General features: G+C 59.2%; 1 protein-coding gene. It reads left to right on the top strand.

Annotation, left to right across the window (positions count from 1 at the left end; all coding sequences use genetic code 11):
• Nucleotides 1-232: 232 nt before the first annotated feature.
• Nucleotides 233-1,349 (top strand): PepSY domain-containing protein (locus A1351_RS10555; protein WP_198162336.1); only part of this gene is annotated, 1,117 nt, incomplete at its 3' end.

The raw sequence follows: 1,349 nt of genomic DNA, 5'->3' as shown, positions 1-1,349 counted from the left end.
CCGGCGGCGGGATTTACTCTTATTACGGCGCTCCGCGGACTTTCGTGGGCTCATTGAAGGTGAAATTCTAAAAAAATTGGAATGAACGCTATCGAGCTACCGCGGCTCCGGTCAATTCGAGCCGCGGTAGTGCGCCACGAAGGAGCAGGCTGGCGGCATGCGTCGGGATCGCTGCTTCGCACTTCGTCGCGGTGAGATAGTTCAAATGTCAATGCTACTGACGGAGGCCGATTTGACCGCACTCGATTTGTCATCGCACCAGCCTACCGCGCGGCCGAAGACGTTCCGAAGCTGGCGCGCGGCGTGGCTGAAAATTCACCTTTGGCTCGGCCTCGCCTTGGGCCTATTTCTGTCGATCATCGGCGTCACCGGCTCTTTGCTGGTGTTTTTCCATGAGATCGACGAAGCGCTCAATCCGGAACTGCGCATCGTCACCGCGCCGGCACAAGGCAAGGCGGCGTGGCGTCCCGTCGAAGAAATCGCCGATGCTGCGCGAAAGGCCATCCCCGTCGGATCGCAGCTCGGCTTTTGCTATTGGCCCCAGCGCGACGACGAGGCTTTCCTCTTCTATTACCAAATCAAAGAGCCTGGTTCGGACGATGTCGAGACCCGTCATGTCTTCGTCGATCCTTATCGAGCCGAGGTCACGGGAACGCGCCGCTGGTACGCGGCTGGCAATCCCTTGGACGACGCCTTCGTCGCATTCTTGTTCAGGCTGCATTACGCCTTGCTCGTCCGCGGAACCGGCGATATTGCGGTGGGGATAATTGCGGTATTCGCTTTCGTCTCCACCGCGACGGGTGTTGTGCTGTGGTGGCCCCGGAACGGCAAATGGCGTGGCGCCTTCACCTGGAAATGGCCAGCGAAGTCGGAACGGCTGAGCTACGATATCCATCGCCTGTCAGGAATCTTCCTTCTACCTGTCGCTCTCGCCGTGCTGCTGTCGGGAGTCTACTTCAATCTGCCGAAGCAGTTTCGTGCAATGGTCGAACTGTTCTCGCCGCTTACCAACGCGGAAAAGCTTCGTTCCGCGGCGGCGGAGGGAAGACCCTCCGTTTCGCTCGATGATGCGCTCGAAATCGTTGCGCGGCGTTTCCCCGATGGGCGCGTCTATGCTTTGGTGCCACCACAAACACCCGACGGCTCCGTCCGCATTCACCTATTGTTTCCGGTCGGCTGGGGTGTTGAGGGCCGTCGTACGATTTACATCGATCGATACAAAGGGGACGTGCTGCATGTGAATGATCCCCTCGCTGGAAACGGTGATGGCTTCGTCGCATGGCAGTGGCCGCTGCATTCTGGCTATGTGTTTGGCTGGCCGGGGCGCATTGCGGTTTTTCTCTTCGGGC

This window comes from Methylosinus sp. R-45379 (assembly GCF_001644125.1).
Lineage (GTDB): Bacteria > Pseudomonadota > Alphaproteobacteria > Rhizobiales > Beijerinckiaceae > Methylosinus.
The sequence above is the reverse complement of the archived record's forward strand: the minus strand, read 5'-3'. Positions and strand labels throughout refer to the sequence as shown.